The organism is Caballeronia udeis (genome assembly GCF_001544555.2).
Classification (GTDB): domain Bacteria; phylum Pseudomonadota; class Gammaproteobacteria; order Burkholderiales; family Burkholderiaceae; genus Caballeronia; species Caballeronia udeis.
In genome coordinates, this window is the sequence record NZ_FCOK02000006.1 from 130,279 (window position 1) to 148,520 (window position 18,242).

17 protein-coding genes are annotated in these 18,242 nt (G+C 59.9%); 9 read left to right on the forward strand and 8 right to left on the reverse strand.

Features of this window, described 5'->3' with window-relative positions; translation table 11 throughout:
• Nucleotides 1–5: 5 nt before the first annotated feature.
• Nucleotides 6–917 (forward strand): thiol:disulfide interchange protein DsbG, encoded by a 912-nt coding sequence (gene dsbG, locus AWB69_RS06915; protein WP_062083588.1) that lies wholly within the window; start codon nucleotides 6–8, stop codon nucleotides 915–917.
• Nucleotides 918–984: 67 nt separating this feature from the next.
• Nucleotides 985–2,859 carry a tannase/feruloyl esterase family alpha/beta hydrolase gene (locus AWB69_RS06920; protein ID WP_156528762.1) on the forward strand — a complete coding sequence of 625 codons (1,875 nt, stop codon included), beginning with the start codon at nucleotides 985–987 and terminating at the stop codon, nucleotides 2,857–2,859.
• 120 nt (nucleotides 2,860–2,979) lie between these two features.
• On the opposite strand, the gene AWB69_RS06925 is transcribed toward AWB69_RS06920, so the two are convergent.
• Nucleotides 2,980–3,960 (reverse strand): LacI family DNA-binding transcriptional regulator, encoded by a 981-nt coding sequence (locus AWB69_RS06925; RefSeq protein ID WP_231937011.1) that lies wholly within the window; start codon nucleotides 3,958–3,960, stop codon nucleotides 2,980–2,982.
• Nucleotides 3,961–4,310: 350 nt separating this feature from the next.
• On the opposite strand from AWB69_RS06925, the gene AWB69_RS06930 reads away from it, so the two are divergent.
• The 5 genes from AWB69_RS06930 to AWB69_RS06950 all read left to right on the forward strand — a co-directional run bounded on the left by AWB69_RS06930 (nucleotide 4,311) and on the right by AWB69_RS06950 (nucleotide 10,468).
• On the forward strand, nucleotides 4,311–5,858 hold the full coding sequence (locus AWB69_RS06930) for a UxaA family hydrolase (protein ID WP_062083592.1): 1,548 nt from the start codon (nucleotides 4,311–4,313) through the stop codon (nucleotides 5,856–5,858).
• Nucleotides 5,859–5,888: 30 nt separating this feature from the next.
• The gene (locus AWB69_RS06935) at nucleotides 5,889–7,232 is read left to right on the forward strand and encodes an MFS transporter (protein WP_062083595.1); all 1,344 of its coding nucleotides are present in this window, start codon (nucleotides 5,889–5,891) and stop codon (nucleotides 7,230–7,232) included.
• Complete coding sequence (gene hpaI / locus AWB69_RS06940) at nucleotides 7,219–7,989, forward strand: 4-hydroxy-2-oxoheptanedioate aldolase (protein ID WP_062083597.1); 771 nt, start codon at nucleotides 7,219–7,221, stop codon at nucleotides 7,987–7,989. Before AWB69_RS06935 ends, hpaI begins: the two co-directional genes overlap by 14 nt.
• A 141-nt stretch (nucleotides 7,990–8,130) precedes the next feature.
• Nucleotides 8,131–9,399 carry an MFS transporter gene (locus tag AWB69_RS06945; protein ID WP_062083599.1) on the forward strand — a complete coding sequence of 423 codons (1,269 nt, stop codon included), beginning with the start codon at nucleotides 8,131–8,133 and terminating at the stop codon, nucleotides 9,397–9,399.
• Between the two features lie 16 nt (nucleotides 9,400–9,415).
• Nucleotides 9,416–10,468: a cyclase family protein gene (locus AWB69_RS06950; RefSeq protein ID WP_062083602.1), complete on the forward strand. Its 1,053-nt coding sequence runs from the start codon at nucleotides 9,416–9,418 to the stop codon at nucleotides 10,466–10,468.
• Nucleotides 10,469–10,496: 28 nt separating this feature from the next.
• Here AWB69_RS06950 and AWB69_RS06955 read toward each other — a convergent pair whose 3' ends face one another.
• Both AWB69_RS06955 and AWB69_RS47510 read right to left on the reverse strand, forming a co-directional pair.
• Complete coding sequence (locus AWB69_RS06955) at nucleotides 10,497–11,405, reverse strand: cation diffusion facilitator family transporter (RefSeq protein WP_062083744.1); 909 nt, start codon at nucleotides 11,403–11,405, stop codon at nucleotides 10,497–10,499.
• Between the two features lie 243 nt (nucleotides 11,406–11,648).
• Nucleotides 11,649–12,044 carry a hypothetical protein gene (locus tag AWB69_RS47510; RefSeq protein WP_156528763.1) on the reverse strand — a complete coding sequence of 132 codons (396 nt, stop codon included), beginning with the start codon at nucleotides 12,042–12,044 and terminating at the stop codon, nucleotides 11,649–11,651.
• Between the two features lie 315 nt (nucleotides 12,045–12,359).
• On the opposite strand from AWB69_RS47510, the gene AWB69_RS06965 reads away from it, so the two are divergent.
• Both AWB69_RS06965 and AWB69_RS06970 read left to right on the forward strand, forming a co-directional pair.
• On the forward strand, nucleotides 12,360–12,680 hold the full coding sequence (locus AWB69_RS06965) for a hypothetical protein (protein WP_062083606.1): 321 nt from the start codon (nucleotides 12,360–12,362) through the stop codon (nucleotides 12,678–12,680).
• A 177-nt stretch (nucleotides 12,681–12,857) separates the two neighbouring features.
• Nucleotides 12,858–13,403, forward strand: coding sequence for a hypothetical protein (locus AWB69_RS06970; RefSeq protein WP_231937012.1), 546 nt, complete (start codon nucleotides 12,858–12,860; stop codon nucleotides 13,401–13,403).
• A gap of 82 nt (nucleotides 13,404–13,485) precedes the next feature.
• On the opposite strand, the gene AWB69_RS06975 is transcribed toward AWB69_RS06970, so the two are convergent.
• The 5 genes from AWB69_RS06975 to AWB69_RS06995 all read right to left on the reverse strand — a co-directional run bounded on the left by AWB69_RS06975 (nucleotide 13,486) and on the right by AWB69_RS06995 (nucleotide 17,944).
• Complete coding sequence (locus AWB69_RS06975; protein ID WP_082913288.1) at nucleotides 13,486–14,616, reverse strand: porin; 1,131 nt, start codon at nucleotides 14,614–14,616, stop codon at nucleotides 13,486–13,488.
• A gap of 44 nt (nucleotides 14,617–14,660) precedes the next feature.
• Nucleotides 14,661–15,206 carry a hypothetical protein gene (locus AWB69_RS06980; RefSeq protein WP_062083613.1) on the reverse strand — a complete coding sequence of 182 codons (546 nt, stop codon included), beginning with the start codon at nucleotides 15,204–15,206 and terminating at the stop codon, nucleotides 14,661–14,663.
• A gap of 88 nt (nucleotides 15,207–15,294) precedes the next feature.
• Complete coding sequence (locus tag AWB69_RS06985) at nucleotides 15,295–16,638, reverse strand: MFS transporter (protein ID WP_062083615.1); 1,344 nt, start codon at nucleotides 16,636–16,638, stop codon at nucleotides 15,295–15,297.
• Nucleotides 16,639–16,742: 104 nt separating this feature from the next.
• Nucleotides 16,743–17,102 (reverse strand): protocatechuate 3,4-dioxygenase, encoded by a 360-nt coding sequence (locus tag AWB69_RS06990; RefSeq protein WP_062083617.1) that lies wholly within the window; start codon nucleotides 17,100–17,102, stop codon nucleotides 16,743–16,745.
• Nucleotides 17,099–17,944, reverse strand: a complete 846-nt coding sequence (locus tag AWB69_RS06995) for a gallate dioxygenase (RefSeq protein WP_062083620.1) — start codon at nucleotides 17,942–17,944, stop codon at nucleotides 17,099–17,101. The genes AWB69_RS06990 and AWB69_RS06995 overlap by 4 nt, the downstream gene beginning before the upstream one ends.
• Nucleotides 17,945–18,242: the final 298 nt, after the last annotated feature.

Below are 18,242 nucleotides of genomic sequence, written 5' to 3' on the forward strand. Positions count from 1 at the left end.
ATGACATGCCATGGCGAACGAAAAACCTTTCCATCGCGCTAAACGATATCCTGCGCGCCGGGCCGACAGTTTGGGCGGTTGTGCGGCTTATCGGCGTGTCCTCGGTCTTGAGCACGCTGGCATACGCTCATGCCGCAACGCCGGCCGTACCCGCTTCAGCAGCCGCGCCAGTGTCTACCTTGCCCGCGCCTATTCAGGCGCTCGCCGCACGCGGCATCCTGGCGGGTAAGTCGTTCAGCGCCGAAGCGGGTCTTACCGGCTGGGTCGTCACGCGCGAGGGGCGCAACGCGATTGTCTACACTACGCCGGATAAACAGCATCTCATAGTGGGCTCACTCGTCGACGCCAACGGCCGCGACCTCACGCCGGTCTACGCGGCTGCCTATGTTCTCAAGCCTGACCTTGCCTCGCTTTACAAACAACTGGACGGTACGCGTTACGTGATGCAGGGCGCGCCGGCATCGAAGAATGTGATCTACGTCTTCTTCGATCCCAATTGCGTGTACTGCCATTTCGCGTGGAAGGCGTTGCAGCCCTACGTCAAGGCAGGCTTGCAGGTGCGCTGGGTGCCGGTCGGCTTTCTCAAGCCCACGTCGGCCCCGCGTGCGGCGGCGATCCTCGAAGCGAAGGCGCCCATGCAGGCGCTCGAATTCAACGAAAGTCGTTTCGTCTCGGCGACCGAGGACGGTGGAATTATTCCCGTCTCCACGATGAAACCCGAGACGTCGCGCAGGTTGACTGCCAACCGCGCGTTGATGGATGCATTCGGCAGCAACGGCACGCCGGCCATTGTCTGGAGAGACAACCACGGAGTCGTGCAGGCGAAGTCGGGCATGCCACCGTTGTCAGAACTTTCCGCCATGACCGGGCTGCCGGAGCAGCCCGAAACCGATCGCGATCTGGACCGCTTCAGATAACGAAGACGCGCCTGCCTGCGAAAAACTCACGACAAACAAGGCCAGACACTGGCAAGGAGACGATGCAATGAAGCGAGTCCGATATCCCCTGATGCAGAGCCGGATGGTGCGGCTGGGTTTGCCTGTTCTGGTCGCCGCATGCGCGAGCGTCGCGTTGCTTGCCGCGTGCGGAGGCAATACAAGTTCCAGTGCGTTGACCGCTGCGACAACAAAACCGCTGACCTGCGACGACTCCATGAAGGCCGCGTTCAAGCCCGATGCGAATACGACGGTGACGCTGGTGAAGGCGTTCAAGAAGGGCGACGATATTAACGTGAGCGGCACGGCGTCCGGTGTCAAGGCGGCGAATGACGAGTGTCTGGTGAAGCTGAATGTCGGTCCCGGAAACCCGGGGCCGGCGGGCGCACCGTCGACGTCCGCTGGCATCGGCATCGAAGTGTGGCTGCCGTCGCCCGCCAACTGGAATAGCCGGATTCATGTGCTTGGCGGCGGCGGTTTCGTGGGTGACCCGGCGGTTAGTTCCCTCACCCAGGTCGCAGGGATCGAGTTTATGGGTCTTGACGGCTCCGCAGCGGGTGTGGCCGGCGGGGAAGGCGCCGTCAGCGCAGTCACCGATACAGGTCATGTCTCTTCGGATCCGCTCGGCGCTACCGGCGATGGCGCATTCGCGATGAACCCCGACGGCAGTATCAATACCACGCTGTGGACGGACTTCGCGAGCCGGGGCATTCACGAAATGGCCGTTGAGACGAAGGCGCTGGCTGCGGCCTATTACACAACACCGGTCAAGTATTCGTATTGGGACGGATGTTCCACCGGCGGTCGCCAGGGGAACGAGGAAGCGCAAACGAATCCGAACGATTTCGACGGGATCCTGGCCGGCGATGCAGCGATCAACTGGACCCGGTTCATCACCGGCGAACTTTACCCGCAGACTGTGATGCAACGCGACTTGGGCGGCGTACCGTTGACTACCGCGCAAATCAACGGGGTATCGGCTGCCGCGGTCAGTGCATGCGACAGCACGCTGACCGGCAAGCACGATGGTTTTGTCAGCGACCTCACCTCATGCAACTACGACCCGACGCTCGATAAAACCGTGTTGTGCCCGTCCAGCGGGGGAACCAACACTACATCAGCATGCGTGACCACGGTGCAGGCGCAGGCGATCAACAAGATGTGGTACGGGCAGACCACCGACGGCAGCGCGCCGGCCCCAGCGGTCGGGAACGGCTATTCGGAGCAACTGCAACCTAACCAGCTCTGGTTCGGCATGGAACGCGGAACGCAACTGGCGGTACTGGCCGGTTCCGCTAACGGCGTCCCCGCACCCTTTACCATCGCCACCGGTCAGGTTGCGCTCGAACTTCAAAAGTCGAGCCTGGCGACCCCGGACTTCATCAATGCAACGGGCAATGGACAGAACGGCTGGGAGTCGCTTTCCTATGCCGACCTGGCGAACGCGTCGGCGCAGGGCGTTGCGTTGCAGACGCAGTTTGGAAGCATCAACACGGACAACCCGGACCTCACGAATTTCAAGGCGCGTAACGGCAAGCTGATTGCGTACCACGGCACGGCGGACCAGTTGATCACCATCCAGGGGACGAACAACTACTACGCCAACACGGCCGCCAGGATGGGAGGATATCCCGCGACGCAGGCGTTCTACCGGTACTTCCAGATTCCCGGCATGGGGCATTGCCTGGGCGTGGGATCGGCCAACGGGGTGGCAGGCGTAAGCCCCGCCGCCAATCCGCCATTGCCCGCGCCGAACCAGTTGTATACGGCGCTGACGAACTGGGTGGAGAACGGCGTTGCACCGGACAAGATCCCGTTGCAGAATTCGGATGCTTCGCTCACCCGGCCCATCTGCATGTATCCGTCGAAGCTGACGTATATAGGCGGTAGTGTTGGAGCAGCGTCAAGTTTTACGTGCAGCTAAGCAGACTAAACGATGTGAACCAGGCCAGCAGAAACTGGTCTGGTCAATAGATGGCGTCGACCCCAAGGCCCGAATAAATCCCTAGCTGTCCAAACCTTCTGTCAACGTATCACCATCACCTCAACTGGTTTCGCGCTCGATCAGTTTGAAACCCACGTCGACCACGCGCCGGTCGACTTCACCATCCCTGATCCGCTCGACCAGCAGCGATGCAGCCAGTTTGCCGATACGCGTTCCGTCAATGCGGATCGTGGTCAACGGCGGGTCTGTGTCTTTCGCGAAATTCATGTCGCCATAACCGATGACCCGCAACCGCCGGGGAATATCCAGGCCGCGCGCGCGCGCTTCGATCAACGCACCGAGCGCCAGGATATCCGCGCCGCAGAATACCGCTTCCATGGCGGCATATTCGTCCAGCAGACGGGCCAGCCCACGCCGTCCATCGCCTAGATTCGCAGGCGAAGGGATGGTGATAACCGGGATCTCGATGGCCGAGCCCTTGGAAAACGCCTTGACGAAGGCCTGCGTTCGCACCTGGGCCCGGCGGTCGCCCGGCGTGATGACCGCAGCCCGCGTGACGCCTTGCGCGAGCAAGTGAAGCGCCGCCGCCTTGCCCACCTTTTCGTGGGAGAAACCCACCAGCATGTCAATTGGCTCGCGGGTGATATCCCACGTCTCCACCACCGGAATGCCTGACTCGCGCAGCTTCTGCCGCGCGTCCTGGGAGTGCACCACACCGGTCAGTACGATCCCGGCCGGGCGCCTTCCGAGGATGGCATCGATCAACGCGTCCTCGCGGGACTCGTCGTAGCCGCTTTGACCGATCAGCAACTGATATCCGTTCGCAGCCAACTCCGTGGTCAGCGCCTCGACCGTTTCCTGGAAAACACTGCCCGCCATGGCCGGGATCAACGCGACGATCAGGCGGCTGCGGTTCGACGCCAGCGACCCGGCGACCAGGTCGGGCGTATAGCCTGTCTGTTGCACGGCCGCGCGCACACGTTCCAGCGTGCTCACCGACACGAGTTCAGGGGTGTTCAACGCACGCGACACGGTCACTTTGGTGACACCGGTCAGGGCAGCCAGATCGCTTAACGTCACGCGCCCCGTATTTTTCCGTGCGCGACGAGAGTTCGCGCGGTCCGCCACGGCGGGGACGGCAACGTCTTCAAAAATTCCGGCTATTCCCGCGGTGCTATCCGTTTTCGGCTTGGTCATCGACAACGATATGAGAGTTGAACAAACGTTGATTAGGGAAAACGCGAACATTCACATAGCAGGAAGCATATTACTATGCGTCTAATGTTACCGGTTACATAAACCGGTAACATGAAGCGGTAACATAGCGAATGAAGCAGATCCGGAACACTGTCCTTATTGTTCCGGGGCGTCATTGCCGCTCGTTACCGCCTTACCTCACGATACAACATGTGATTGCAGGAGAATTGCTCATGCCGCTGGCCATAGACGCCGCCATGACCCCCTTGATTCGCCTGAACGGTGCGGACAACGTGCTGATAGCCCGAGAGGCTTTGTCGCTCGGCCGCCAGGTGCAGCTGGGAAACACCGTCGTGCGCATTCGCGCTCAGGTTCCGGCCGGCCACAAGATAGCAGCGAGGGCTATTGCACGTGGCGAAGCGATCCGCAAGTACGACACCGTGATTGGCCGCGCCGCGCGGGACATCGAGGCTGGCGACCATGTGCATACGCATAACATTGAACTGATCGACTTCGAACGCGACCCGGGTTTTGGTCTCGATGTGCGTCCGGTCGACTATGTGCCGCACGCTGAACGCGCGAGCTTCATGGGCATCGTACGTCCCGACGGACGGGTCGCTACCCGTAATTTCATCGGCATCCTTGCGTCAGTGAACTGTTCGTCTACGGTCATCAAGAATATCGCCGGGTGGTTTACGCCGGAGCGGCTTGCCGCCTATCCGAACGTGGATGGCGTGGTCGCGTTTGCGCAGACCAGCGGATGCGGCATGTCCTCGCCCAGCGAGCATTTCGACGTGCTGCGCCGGACCATCGCCGGTTATGCGCGCCACCCCAATCTCGCGGGTGTGCTGATCGTGGGTCTGGGCTGTGAACGCAACCAGGTGTCCGACCTGATGAGTTCGCAGGGGCTCGAGACGGATGCGTCGATGCGCACCCTGGTGATGCAGGACAGCGGCGGTACGCGGGCGACGATCGAGGCGGGGATCGCTGCGATCCAGAGCATGCTGCCGCTGGCGAACGCTGTCGAACGCCGGAAGGTGAGCGCCAGTCATCTGAAGATTGGCCTGGAATGCGGCGGGTCGGACGGGTTTTCAGGTATCACCGCGAATCCCGCGTTAGGCGCGGCGATGGATATCCTGGTGCGCCATGGCGGCACGGCCATCCTGTCCGAGACCCCGGAAATCCACGGTGTCGAATATATGCTGACGCGCCGCGCGGTGACGCCGGAAGTCGGTCAGAAATTGCTCGACCGGCTCGCGTGGTGGGAGCGCTACACACGCGGGCACAACGGCCAGTTCAATGGCGTGGTCGGCCCTGGCAACCAGCAGGGCGGACTGGCGAATATCTTCGAGAAGTCCTTGGGCTCGGCGATGAAAGGCGGCACCACGCCCTTGCAAGCGGTCTACGAATATGCGGAACCGATCGACAAGCCGGGCTTCGTTTTCATGGATTCACCGGGCTACGATCCGGTTGCCGTCACCGGCCAGATCGCCAGCGGCGCCAACATGATCTGCTTTACGACCGGGCGTGGTTCCATGTTCGGTTCCAAACCCGCCCCGACGATCAAGCTCGCGAGCAATACACCCATGTTCACGCGGCTGCGGGAGGATATGGATATCAATTGCGGCCTGGTGATCGATGGCGAGCGCTCGGTGCAGGAGATGGGGCAGGACATCTTCGAGCATATCCTGCAAGCCGCTTCCGGGCAGCGTACAAAAAGCGAACTGCTAGGTCTTGGCGACCACGAGTTCGTGCCCTGGCATATGGGTATTGTCAGCTAGACGGCCCGACAACAAGAACGGAGACAAGAGATGACTCTCGCGCCGCAAGCGCAAGCACGCACCCGGATGCGCTGGATGGTGGCCGGCATGATGTGGGCGGCGATCGCAATCAACTATATCGATCGAACCGTGCTGTCTGCCGCCGCACCCCGGATCCAGTCGGACTTTCACCTGAGCGCCGTGCAGATGGGCGTCGTGATGTCCGCTTTCTTCTGGTCGTACGCGCTGCTGCAACTGCCGGCCGGCATGCTGGCGGACCGCTTCGGACAGAAGAAAGTACTGGGCCTCGCGGTCTTCTGGTGGTCGCTCGCAACCGCGGTCACCGGCTTCGCGACAGGCTTCAAATCGCTGGTCGCGCTGCGGGTAATGCTGGGCATTGGCGAAGCGGGCGCTTATCCGAGCAATGCGGGGATTGCCTCGCGCTGGTTTCCCCGCAATGAACGCGCGACCGTGGCCGGTATCTTCGACAGTGGTTCGAAACTCGGCGGCGCGGTCGCACTGCCTCTGATCGCCGTCATGCTGGCCGCGTTCGACTGGAAAGTGACGTTTGCAATCACGGGTGCGATGGGCATTGTCTGGTGCGTTGTCTGGCAGTTCGTGTTCAGGGATTCGCCAGGCGAACACCCGCGTGTCAATGCCGCCGAGCTTGAGCATATTCGCGAGGGCCTCGCCGCCAATGCGGCTGACGACAAACGTAGTACCGTCTCTTGGCGAAAGTTGTTCGCACATCGAAATATATGGGCCATGTGCATCGGCTTCTTCATGATCAACTACAACTCGTATTTCTTCATCACCTGGTTGCCCACGTACCTGGTCAAGGAGCGGGGCATGGGCCTGATGGAGATGGGCATCATGGCGTCGCTGCCCTTGCTGCTCTCGATGTTCACCGAGGTGTTCGCGGGCTGGGCCTCGGACCGCGTCTACAGCTCGGGCCGCCTGTCGTTGACCGCCACCCGCAAGCTGTTCCTGATCGTCGGGCTCGTGATGGCATCGAGTATTGGCCTTGCTGCCTTCGCGCAATCGGCCGTCATGGCTGTCGTTCTGTTGTGCATCGCCAAATCGGGCATGACTGTAGCGGCGTCCCAGGTCTGGGCCTTGCCCGCCGATGTTGCGCCGAAGAACATGGTGTCAATGGTAGCCGGGGTGCAGAACTCCGTGTCGAACATGGGGGGTGTCGTCGGCCCGATCGTGACCGGCGCGATCGTCGGTGCGACCGGCTCCTTCGTCGCGGCCCTGGTCTTCTCCTCGGCCCTGATTGTTCTCGCTATCATCAACTATCTTTTCCTGCTGGGTAAAGTTGAACCCATCGAATTTGAAACCCCTCCCGTGGAGTTGGAGAATCATGAGCGGAACAACGCAAATGCCCGCGCCTAACCGGTTCAAGGCGGCGCTGGCGAACCAGGAAGCACAAATCGGCTTCTGGTTGTCGATGGCCGATCCCTACCTCGCTGAAGTCAGCGCGACCGCCGGTTTCGACTGGCTGCTGATCGACAACGAGCATGCGCCCAATGACGTGCGCTCGACCCTGTCGCAACTGCAGGCCGTCGCGCCTTACCGTGGAGAAGCCGTGGTACGGCCGGTCAATGGCGATGTGGCGTTGATCAAGCGTTTGCTGGATATCGGCGTGCGTAACCTGCTCGTGCCGATGATCGACACCGAGGAGCAGGCTCGCCTGATGGTCTCCGCAGTCCGTTATCCGCCACACGGGATTCGCGGGGTGGGCAGCGCCGTAGGCCGCGCATCGCGCTGGAGCAGCCGTAAGGATTATCTCGATGTCGCCGATGACGAAATCTGCCTGCTGGTGCAGGCGGAAACTGCTACCGCGTTGTCGAACCTGGATGCGATTTGCGGGGTGGACGGTATTGATGGCGTGTTCATCGGGCCGGCTGACCTGGCCGCTTCAATGGGCTATCGCGGCAAAGCCGGTCACTCCGAGGTGCAGGCTGCCATAGATGGTGCGATCAGGAAAATCATCGCATCGGGTAAAGCGGCCGGGACGCTCACGTCGGATCCGGCGCTGGCGCGGCATTACCTCGAGCTGGGTTGCGCGTTCGTTGCAACGGGTATCGACATCCTGATTCTCGCCAACGGCGCACGCAAGCTTGCCGCGGACTTTGGCCTTGGCAGTTAGCCGGCAAGCGGCATCGATCGATTTCATTTCCATTTCGCGTTCGATGTGATTTGAACGCTAGCAACAAGAAAAGCGGGACGCCACCATGCGGAAATACGATCGCCATGCCATGTTGCGCGCTGCCGTTGAAGGAGACAGACCATGAACAGTCACGCCAGCTTGCTCAGGAAGCATTGGCATATCATCTTCGCGGCGACCGCGGGATGGGCACTCGATGCGTTCGATTTCACTATCCTGTTGTTCCTGATCCCGCATCTGGGCAAGGTGTTCAATGTCGGCTTGCCGCAGATGGCGCTGGTGGTGACGGCCACGGGGTTCGCGAAGATCGCCGGGACGATCGGCTGGGGATTGGCTGCCGACCGGTACGGCCGGAAGCTGGCCTTCATGGCGGCCGTGTTGTGGTTTTCCTGTGCGTCAGGACTGAGTGGCCTCGCGTGGAGCTATGCTTCGTTCATGGCGATGCGCATCCTGTTCGGCATGGGTTTTGGCGGCGAGTGGACAGCATCCGTCTCGCTCCTGATGGAAACCGTGCCGGAAAAGATCCGGCCGCTCGCGTCCGGCATCATGGTGGCCGGCTACGAATTCGGCTATATGCTGGCCGCGCTCGCCTTTCACTTCCTGTTCCCGGTGCTCGGCTGGCACTGGATGTTCTTCCTGGGCATTGCGCCGGCCTTGTTGACGCTGTTCCTGCGGCGCAACGTCAAGGAGTCTCCGGACTGGAAGGAACAGCAGCGCAGCAAACAGACGGGGGATGGCTTTAGAACCTTCGTCTTCAATCCTGCCGTTGCACAGGCCTGGGCTTTCTCGGCTGGCCTGAACTTCATGTTGTGGGCTGTGCAGGTGCTGTATCCCACGTTCCTGCTCACCGTGCATCACCTGGACTCGGGCACGATCTTTCCGTTCATCATTGCCTACTCGGTGGGCTCCGTGATTGGTAAGCCTTTGTCGGGCTATGCCGCGAGCAGGATCGGAGAGCGCGGCACGATCGTCACGTTCCTGACAATCGTCGTGCCCACCACAGCGCTCTATACGCTGGTCTCGAATCACTTCCTGATGGGCGTGGGCGCATTCTGCATGGGCATGTTCGCAAATGGATTGTTCGGTATCCTGCCTTTGTACCAGGCGCGCCGTTTCCCTGTGAAGGGCCGCGCGATCGGGATTGGAATCAGCTATGCAATGACCTCCATCAGCGTGATTGCGCCGTATGTGATTGCGTTGGTGACACCCTCGATGGGGCTCAAGTTCGGCATGGCCTCCTTCATTGCCGGCGGTGCGCTGATGGTCATCGCAATCAGCATCTTCAACACTGCGCGGTGGATGCCAGGGGACCTCGCCGATGACGCGCAAGAGGAAGCCTTTGGCGCGGCGGCGGGGAGCGAAGAGTTGACGGCCGGCAACGCCGTGCATTGATTACGGGAGACCATTCATGACAGAGACAGCCCGTCGCTGGATGCAGCGCCCCGAGCATTCGAACTGGGGCGACTTTGGCCCGGACGACCAGCTGGGCCGCTTGAACTTGCTGACGCCCGCGAAGGTGCTGGAGGGTGTCAGCGAAGTCAGGACGGGCCGCAATTTTTGCCTGAGCCTGCCGCTGGACTGTCCCGGTGGCGTCGCCCTGAATGTTCGACGTCATCCCCCGCAGGTGAGCCCGACAATGCGCGGCGACAAACCCAACATGACCTATCCGCTCTCGCGCGACAAGCCGGGTCTGCTCGATGTGATTTGTGACGATACGGTGCATATGGCGCTGCAATACTCCACGCAGTGGGACAGCCTTGCACATATGGGACAGTGGTTTGACCTGTCTGGAACAGGCAAGCCGGAGATGGCCTTTTACAACGGCTATCGCGCTGGCGAGGACGTGATCGGCCCGATCGACTTCCGGCATGGCGAAGAGCACGTCGTCACCCGCGCGCCGGGTGCGTATCGCCTGGGCATCGAGAACATGGCGGCGTCCGGCGTGCAGGGCCGCGGTGTCATGATCGACCTGAAGCGTCAGTTCGGTACGCAAAAGATCGCGATTGGCTATCGTGAGTTGCAGGCGGCAATCGCGGCCCAGGATGTTGTGGTCGAGAAGGGCGATATGGTCTGTCTGCGCACCGGCACCGACGAGGCATTGCTTGCGATGGCGGGGCAACCGGACATGGATTGGCTGAACGCGCACTTCGCGGCGCTGGACGGCCGGGACCCGGAACTGCAGCAATGGATTGTCGATTCAGGTGTTGTCGCCTTGATTGCGGACAACGCCGCCGTGGAAATGTTGCCGGCACGTCCTGCTGCCACGCATTTCCACGCGTCGCATCCTTTGCATGATCTCTGCCTGTTCCGTTTGGGCGTCTATCTTGGAGAGTTGTGGCTATTGAGTCCGTTAGCAGATTGGTTGGCGGCAAACGGGCGGAATCGTTTTCTGCTGACCGCGCCGCCCTTGAGATTGCCGCGCGCAGTCGGCTCGCCAGTCAGCCCGGTCGCGACGGTCTGACGTCCCCTTCAGGACGCAAGCGGCGCGATCACTTGACCAGATCATCGAGGCGCCGGTCATCAATGCCGGCGGGCTCCAGATGCGCAACCACATCTGCCGCCTCGAATATCGATCTCACGGCCTCTTCTGCGTGATCTCCAATGCTGTGGCCCTGTTCAACCGACATTGCACCGTCCACCTCAACGTGGAACTCCACGAAGACACGATCTCCGCCATTGCGCGTGCGGATGTCATGAACGCCTTCGACACCTTCGCAACCGAGCACAGCGGACCGGATCCGCTCCCGGTCAGACGTATCGAGCTCCCGGTCGAGTAGCTGAATCAACGCATGCAAGGCCATGCCCCGCGCATTCCATAGCATATAGCCGGAAATGGCCAGTGCACCTATTGCGTCGGCTCGCTTCCACGCAAGGAACCGGTCAAGGACCAGCGCGACCAGCACGGCGATGTTCACCGCAACGTCGGTGACGTAGTGCGCACGGTCGGCAGCAATGGCTGTCGATCCCGTTCGTTTGACGACATAGGTTTGTAATGCAACGAGGCCGCTTGCCGCAAGCATGCTGCCAATGATCACCCACAGGCCGAAGCCCATGTCGGTGAGCGGTTGGGGGACGAACAGGCGCTGGACTGATTCAATCCCCAGGCCCACGGCCGCGCCCGCGAGCAACAACGCCTGCACCAGTGCGGCCACGGCTTCCGCCTTGCCATGCCCATAACGATGACCCCGGTCGGCAGGGCGCCCCGCATAGCGGACACCCACGAAGGTGACGAGGGATGCGACGACATCGACCAGGCCGTCGACCGCAGAGGTGAGCAGCGAGATCGAGCCTGTCGCAAGCCATGCCCAGGCCTTGACGCCGACCAGGATGAGGGCGACCGCGAGCGCCGTGATCGAGGCGAACCGGCGCAGCTTTTGATTCGACAGGTGTTCGGACATGGGCACACGTCTCGCTTCGTAAGCCATCATGCTACGACAGTCGCATGCAAACGATGGAAATGTGCAGCTTGATCAGTGTGCAGGTTGGGGAGCGTGTTCTGGTGTTTGACGGGAGCGCGCTTGCGTGACCTTTGCCTCACCTGTCAGACGGTGGTGGAGCGCTCATTCACCCGTTCCAGGAACGACCCAAAACCGGATTTGCCTCCTTGCTTACGGCAGGCTTGAACCCGGCTTAAAGCGCATTCACTCGCCGGCCGGTTTGCCTGAACTTGGCGAAACGCCCGTGTTAAGGATTTTCAGATTTCGGATCCGCCTGAAGCCGGGGTTGTCATGCAGCAAGCGGGCCGTGATATGCGCCACTGCAGCTTCACCGAGAAGATAGTCCGGCACGCCGGTGACCGTATGGTGAGTAACGTGGTGCTTGTAAGTTTCCGGCGCTTCCGCCGAGCTATGGAAAAAATCGACTTCGTACGTTGCCAAATTAAACTCCAATGGTGTGATCAATCGTTTAGCAACCATTGATGGCATCGATTCTATCAAGAGCGGGCAATAAGCGGGCGCAAGGACTCGCAAAGCGAAATGTCGAAATCCGGCCGGGAGCGAGCGCAGCAACAGCCGAGTTTGATGCAGGCGTTGCATGTCTGAGAGCGTTTGGCCTGAAGCTGGCGTCCCCAGACGGTCGTCAAACGCGCTGTCGAGTCGACTCCTTCGGGTCGTTTTACGTGTTTTCGACCGTAAAGTGCCTCGGAAATGCGCTAACCGGTGCGTTTTGCCACTTCGGTGACTAATGCGTGACTGCAGCGTGACCACCGCAGGAATAAGGTCCTTAAAAAGAATTGCCTTTGCGCGCCCGATTTGTGTTCCCCTAAAGGAGGCACCCGCTGCGCCGGTATCAGGCGCGGGTGCCAGTCCTGCAGCGCTGCTGTATGACGGCCAAAGGAGAAGGCATTAGAAATGAATCGCCAGATCGTAGAAGAGTTGCTAGCCGGGCACGGAGAAGGGAAGTTGGTCTTGAGCCATCGCATACACGGCACTGACTTCGAAGTCATGGTTTCACTGTTGCAAGCGTCGGGAAATACGTTTGTCCGGGATTATTGTGCCCGGGCGCCTATCCTCGCCGGTACAAACGGACTGGGCGATGCGGTTGCGCAGACCTTCAAGGCCGTCCATACCGCCATAAATGGCGATCTGCGAGCCAAACCTGCCGGGATGTCGTTGTTTCAGTTTGTCTCCGACCCGACCAGACGTGACGTGTTCGTCCGTCCATTCGACTAGGGAGCCGCCACGCTTCATCGGCTTTGCCGTTCATTCAAGACCAGGCGCTGAGCATCGCGCCTGCAGCAACCTGTTCGTCCGGACTGAACTGCTGAAGCAACGGGTACGGCAGCAACCCGCGCCAATGGTCTTTCGCCAGAACGGCTTATCCTGCCTGGCAACCCACAGAGAAAAATGATGGATCTTCGAACCGTTAAAGAAATCGCAAAATTGAAGGCCCAGGTCGGGCCGTTGCAAAGGCAATTCGCCGAGCGGTTGAACGCAGCCGTCGTCCAGGCCAAAAGCACGGCGGTCGCCGAATTCAAGAACCACTTTATGAAAGGCGGGTTCACGGTAGCAGGCGAAGCAAGACGATACACAGCGACTTACGAGGGCATGCAATTTATTCTGGAGATTGCAGAGACCCGGGGCACGCTCTCGCTTAGCGAGTTCCACCTGGTGCCCCCTGCGTTGCTCAACGAAGCCAGGCTGACCGTGCATATGATTCGTAAGGGTCCGCCTTCGTCCGGACGGCCTTCGGCTGTGGAAGAAGGAAGCTTGCTCCTCGACGCGGAGAGGAACCTGGCCGACGCCCGGGCAGCGCTTTTGTCGTCGGCGCCCGAGTTCTGCTTCATGGTCGTCGAAGAGGAAAATGCCGAACTGCCCACGGTTGACGTCGTGCTCGAAAACAGGCCTCTGTTCGATACATTTGGAGAGTTTCTCGTCAGCGTTTATCCGCAATAAACAATGGCAAGTTAGCGTCCCGCAAGGCGGCCGGACCTCAGGGTCCAGCCCGGGGTCCATGCCTGCGCGCCGGGTGCAGTCGTCAGAAGAGATGGCGAATGCCGAATTGCACCCCCGTCTCACTCTGACCACCGTCGGGCGTAAGCAGCGAGCCCGTTGTAATGCTGGCCCCGGCCATCTTGAACTGGGCCGAGTTGCTGTTGTTCAACCGTGACACGACAGCATACAGGCGCGTCCTCTTTGATACGTCGTAGTTCAGGATGGCGCTCATCTGGCGTGCGTTGTTGTCGAGAGAAGAACTGTCCGTAATGAACGCATATCCGGCGCCAACGCTGAGAGCGGGACTGAATCGGTAGTCGGCAGAGAACGACCACGTATTGTGGTAATTGCCAGCCGCATTGCTTACCGGCCCGACTGCCGGATCGTACTTGCCGGCTGGATTGCTTAGCGCATTGCCGGTAGTTGCAGATATCACTTCGTTCGCCCGGAAAAACGCGATATAGACTCTTCCGTGTCCATAGTCGTAATTGCCGCCGGCCATGATTTCCTGAACCCGGTTGGTGTTGGTTGCATTAGCCGCGTTCAGGTAAGCCGCCGCGAAATATACCGGGCCTTGCGTTGTTTGCACGCCCGCCTGGTACACGGCGTTGCCCGCCAATGTCCCGGGCTGCCCACCGACCGAATAATGCAGTTCGATCTGCGTGTTGGCGAGTTTGGGAGAGATGTAGCTGATGTCGTTATCGACTCGCGCCAGCCAGTTGGCGAAATTGTTATAGCCGGAGCCATAGGTTGCCGCACCAAAGGCATCCATATTTCCGCTCCACCCGAACATAGGCGTATTTTGGCGGCCGAACCTCACTTCGCCGTAGGGCGCTGAAATGCCGACCCACGCCTGCCGGTCGAACAGCCGGTAGCTATTCTGCTGCTTTCCCGTTCCGGGATCGAAACCGCTTTCCAGCGCGAATGTGGTCTTGTAACCCCCGCCGAGATCCTCCGTTCCCCGCAAGCCCCAACGGCTTGTGAGTTCACCGTTGTTGCCAAGCACATAAAGCGACGTGCTCTTTCCGCCGACCTTCGCGGATTGATAACCTCCAAACTCGTCGAGGATGCCGTACAGGGTCAAGGACGACTGCGCATGAACTTGCCCCGTGACGGCCAGTCCTGCTGCAGTTATTGTTAGTAATGCTATATTTTTATATTTGGCGTTTTTCACTTCGCCTCCTGTCGTTTCGTCAGTTTATATTTTGTTCGATTGCATCAACGAACCGGTTGGGGCGCCAGCAGCCTTTTCACGACCAGGGCGAGCGGAACGGTAAAGCAGAAGTGAGACATGAAGCCGCCAATGATCACCGCTGGATCGTAGTAATTCGGGTGGTTGGTGGAGGCAATCATGATTGCCACATGCATGACGATCCAGGCAAAAATGGCATAAAACAAGGCCACGAAAGTCGCTTCGTACCCGCGCTGACGGAAGTAAGGCCAGATAGCGGCGAAGAGAATGCCCCACGCCATCGAGAAAACGAAATGAATGCCCGTACCCACGATGTACGCCCCTATACCAAGGGAATCCTGCACCTCCTTGCCGAAAACCAGACCCGTAGCATTGCGAGGAATGCCGGCCAGGGGCATCAGGTGTTGCACCCCGACCCAGACGATAGCCTCGTAAATCCAGATGATCAACGCACCGGTTACGCCTCCAATGATGCCCGCGCGGATCGTCGCCGCCAGACCGGGCTTGTCCGCAATGCGGGACGTCAACCCATCGTCAAGATCCTTGCCGCTTGCGCTAATGTTGTTGCCCATGTCTCTCTCCTCAAAGCTCGTTGTTAAAAAATGCGTGACCACCAGGAACGGACACGCGTGGGGATATGACTCCTTCCGTCAGTCAAAGTCAGACGTCGGCCACGGGGCCGGTGATGAACCGGAGTGCGAGGCGGTTCATGACAATGGCGATCGCGGCAATGATTGCTGGAATGGCCAGTACGGAGAACACGGTCGCGAAGGTGAATCCGAGAGACAGCAATGCTCCGCCGATCAGCGACCCCAGGATCCCGCCAAGGCGGCCGAAGCCGAGCATCCAGCTCACGCCGGTCGCGCGAGCCCGGGTTGGATAGCAGGTGGGTGCCAGTGCATTGAGACCCGTCTGCGCGCCGCTCATGAAGAAGCCGGCGCATGTCACGAGGATCGGGAGCAAAGCAGACTTGAGCGTTCCCATTCCCAGCGCGAAGATGAAGACTCCGCCAAGCAGATACGAAGCGGCGATCACCGCATTACGATCCATGCGGTCCATCGCAAACCCGACGACAATCGCGCCCACCGTCCCGCCAAGCTGGAACATCCCGGTAATCGCCGCCGCGCGCTCCACGGGAAGGCCGGCGTCCTTGATCAGCGTCGGCAGCCACCCCGTCAGCAAATAGATGATCAGCAACCCCATGAAGTAGGTGACCCAAAGCATGAGCGTGCTGAGTGCGTAGCCATCGGCGAATAACATCCGGACGGGTGCTTTGACGGACACAGCAGGTTCGGGTGCGGTAAACCTCACGTCGCGATCGAATACGTGTCCGCACACGCGCCCCAGCGTGGTTGCAATGCGCGCGGCGCCGAGATTTCGCACCAGCATCAGGCGGGCGGATTCGGGCAGGAGCCAAAGCAGCAACGGCACGCTCAGGATAGGGAGGATGCCGCCGAACATGAAGACGGCGCGCCAGCCGAAATGAGGAATCAGGGCGGCGGCAACGAATCCGCCGGCTCCCGAGCCGAAATTGAAACCGGTGAACATGATGGTGAGGAGCAGCGACCGGCTGCGCGAGGGTACGTATTCGGCGAGCAAGGTCGTTGAGTTGGGCATTGCAGCGCCGAGCCCAAGCCCGGTCAGGAAGCGCAGCACCATGAGTTGCGTCGAGGACTCCGCGAACGCGCACATCAGGCTGAACAGGCCAAAGCAGAACACCGAGCCAATCAGGACTTTCTTTCGACCCACCCGGTCTGATGCGGGCCCGGCGACCAGCGCGCCAATCGCCAACCCGACCATGGCGGCGCTCATGACCGGACCGAATGCGGCACGGCTGACGTTCCAGTCATGCATGATGACCGGCGCCACGAAGCCCATGACGGCGGTGTCGAGTCCGTCCATCGTGACGATCAGAAAACATAAGCCAAGTACCAGCCACTGGTATGGCGACATCTTGCGCGCGTCGATAAACGCCTTGATGTCGACTGAGTCCACAGGTTTCATGCATGTCTCCGGATAGCAGGGTTACCTCTCCGGGTTCCATTGACCCGGAGTTCTATTTCTACGCAAACGCAAGGCGGCCAAGTGCTTGGCGGGATTTGAGAAAGTCAGACTGCATCGGGCACCTGGCGCGTCTTGAGGAACGCTTCGAGTGTTTCCCCTCGCATGCTCGCGTACATGCCCAGATTCGTGATTTTCACTACCCGCGCAAACTTCTCGAGCACGAAGAAACACACGCCATAGCGAATCAGTCCAAGCCAGTCCGTGTTGTCGACAAGGGTCCGCTCTTCCTCGGTCAAGCCCGCCAGGTCGTACGCAGACACGCGATCTTCGAGCCAGAGGTTTCGCGCCTGCTGCTCGCGCATTTGCCAGAAGAAGCGATTCAGGCGCATGGCCTTGATGCTTTGCCGAATATCGAACGGGTAGGTGCCGGTCAGCTCTTCAATGCCAATCAGTTGCGGGTTCATTGCGCCACCTCGTCTTCGTACATCGTGACGGCCATCGCGGTGCTGGTCGCGAGGTAGTAGCTGCGGTGAATCTCGCGAATGGCAGGTCCAAGTGCCCCGCGCATGGCGAGCCACATGATGGTTTCCACGCTTTCAGCGCCTCCCAGGCGGGCGTAGTCGACGTGTTTCATCGCGGCGAGCCGCTGCGGGTCATGGACGATCAGGTCGAGGAACTCCATGTCCCAGTTGGTGTTGTTGAAGCCGCTTCGCTCACCGTGGACCTGATGTGAGAGGCCGCCGGTGCCGACCACCACGACGTCGAGATCCTGCTCGAACGATTCGATTGCACGGCGCAGCGCCTGGCCCAGCCGATAGCAGCGGTTCGCAGTCGGCAGCGGATATTGCAAGACGTTGACTTCAAGCGGCACCAGCGCCAATGGCCATCCGCCCGCATGCGGCAACATCAGTGAGAGCGGGGAGTTGCAGCCGTGATCCAGCGGCCGGTCTTGAAAGATCGTCAGATCGAACTCGTCCGAGAGCAGTTGCTCTGCAATGTGGATCGCGAGATCGGAGTGACCGGCAATATCCGGCAGCGGGCGTTTGCCGGCACCCTCATCGGCGAATTCTTGATTTCCGGACACGCCTAGCGCGAAGGTTGGATAGCAGTCGAAGAAGAAGCTGTTGGCATGGTCGTTATAGAACATCACCATCACATCGGGCTTGCGTTGCGCCAGCCATTTTGCGACCGGTTCGTAGCCCTCGAAGAGTGGCGCCCACGCGGGATCATTTTGTTTGCCCTTGTCGTACGCCATGCCGATTGTGGGTACATGCGATGTACCGATGCCACCGATGATCCTTGCCATGTCAATGCCTTCTGTTGCTTCAATCCACACATTCTTAAGCGCAAATTGAATAGTTGGTCCTGGTCCCTATTTCTGCTTCGGGACATATTGGGATACAAAGATATCAATGGTGGGTCATTGGACGAAGTGGCGGGTTAACCAGAATAAAGCCTGTTTACAGGGTTATAAGGGGTTCAATTGCGCTTTACAATGAGATTGTAAGCTGTCAGAAGCCCGTCACATAAAGCGCTTTTGGTATCCTAAGTCCAACGCGCGGATGCATTTTATGAAACTGCGGATGAATAGCTCATAAACAAAA

What these genes read in the sequence shown, in the direction of transcription:
- AWB69_RS06930 (WP_062083592.1), top strand. Translation starts at nt 4,311, where the DNA reads ATGCCGCTGGCCATAGACGCCGCCATGACCCCCTTGATTCGCCTGAAC.
- AWB69_RS06965 (WP_062083606.1), top strand. Translation starts at nt 12,360, where the DNA reads ATGAATCGCCAGATCGTAGAAGAGTTGCTAGCCGGGCACGGAGAAGGG.
- AWB69_RS47510 (WP_156528763.1), bottom strand. Translation starts at nt 12,044, where the DNA reads ATGCAACGCCTGCATCAAACTCGGCTGTTGCTGCGCTCGCTCCCGGCC.
- AWB69_RS06970 (WP_231937012.1), top strand. Translation starts at nt 12,858, where the DNA reads ATGGATCTTCGAACCGTTAAAGAAATCGCAAAATTGAAGGCCCAGGTC.
- AWB69_RS06985 (WP_062083615.1), bottom strand. Translation starts at nt 16,638, where the DNA reads ATGAAACCTGTGGACTCAGTCGACATCAAGGCGTTTATCGACGCGCGC.
- dsbG (WP_062083588.1), top strand. Translation starts at nt 6, where the DNA reads ATGCCATGGCGAACGAAAAACCTTTCCATCGCGCTAAACGATATCCTG.
- AWB69_RS06955 (WP_062083744.1), bottom strand. Translation starts at nt 11,405, where the DNA reads ATGTCCGAACACCTGTCGAATCAAAAGCTGCGCCGGTTCGCCTCGATC.
- AWB69_RS06945 (WP_062083599.1), top strand. Translation starts at nt 8,131, where the DNA reads ATGAACAGTCACGCCAGCTTGCTCAGGAAGCATTGGCATATCATCTTC.
- AWB69_RS06995 (WP_062083620.1), bottom strand. Translation starts at nt 17,944, where the DNA reads ATGGCAAGGATCATCGGTGGCATCGGTACATCGCATGTACCCACAATC.
- AWB69_RS06935 (WP_062083595.1), top strand. Translation starts at nt 5,889, where the DNA reads ATGACTCTCGCGCCGCAAGCGCAAGCACGCACCCGGATGCGCTGGATG.
- AWB69_RS06990 (WP_062083617.1), bottom strand. Translation starts at nt 17,102, where the DNA reads ATGAACCCGCAACTGATTGGCATTGAAGAGCTGACCGGCACCTACCCG.
- AWB69_RS06950 (WP_062083602.1), top strand. Translation starts at nt 9,416, where the DNA reads ATGACAGAGACAGCCCGTCGCTGGATGCAGCGCCCCGAGCATTCGAAC.
- hpaI (WP_062083597.1), top strand. Translation starts at nt 7,219, where the DNA reads ATGCCCGCGCCTAACCGGTTCAAGGCGGCGCTGGCGAACCAGGAAGCA.
- AWB69_RS06920 (WP_156528762.1), top strand. Translation starts at nt 985, where the DNA reads ATGAAGCGAGTCCGATATCCCCTGATGCAGAGCCGGATGGTGCGGCTG.
- AWB69_RS06980 (WP_062083613.1), bottom strand. Translation starts at nt 15,206, where the DNA reads ATGGGCAACAACATTAGCGCAAGCGGCAAGGATCTTGACGATGGGTTG.